Here is a 674-nt window from a genome sequence, read left to right as displayed (position 1 = left end):
AAAGTTAAGTGCCTGTCAGGCTTCATCACAATGAAAAGAATCAATGTCATCGGTACAAGCGGAAGCGGTAAATCTCATTTCAGTTACTTGCTTGCTCAAAAGCTAGGTATTCCGTACATAGAAATGGATGCACTGTTTTGGCTGCCAAATTGGGAACATCTGGAAACCGAAGAATTTTTGTCTTTGCTTAAGGCTCACTTAGAAAAAGAGGCTTGGGTATTAGATGGTAATCAATCCAAAACTAATTCGCTCAAGTGGCAATACGTGGACACAATTATTTGGTTGGATTACAGCTTTATTCATACGTTTAAACAGATCCTCATTCGTTCGTTTAAACGCTCAACATCAAAACAAGAAATCTGGGCTGGTACGGGGAATACAGAATCGTTTAGGCGTAATTTTTTGTCTTCCGAATCAGTCATTCTTTGGATGCTGCAAAATTACTGGAAAACCAAACGAAAATACGCCAAGCTTTTTGCAAGCGACTTTCTTAATGGTATTCAGTTGGTGCATCTCACATCGCAAAAAAAAGCAAAGTCGTTTTTAGCGAATCTGTAGGGCACTTAACAAACAAATTAAGTCGCCCGCTGCGCGGGCTGGGACGCAAACACAGTCGCTGCTTCGCATTATAGCGCCTATGTTTGCGCCCCTTATTTGGAAGTTAGAAGGCGTCA

1 protein-coding gene is annotated in these 674 nt (G+C 41.2%); it reads left to right on the top strand.

Features of this window, described 5'->3' with window-relative positions; translation table 11 throughout:
* The coding region (locus Q4561_RS19780; RefSeq protein ID WP_303462971.1) for a hypothetical protein at positions 1-558 on the top strand (558 nt) is incomplete at its 5' end.
* Between the last annotated feature and the right edge of the window lie 116 nt (positions 559-674).

The sequence above is a fragment of the Alteromonas sp. 1_MG-2023 genome (assembly GCF_030547075.1).
Taxonomy (GTDB): Bacteria; Pseudomonadota; Gammaproteobacteria; order Enterobacterales; family Alteromonadaceae; genus Alteromonas.
Note: the sequence above shows the minus strand (reverse complement) of the source record. Positions and strands in the feature narration are given on the sequence as shown.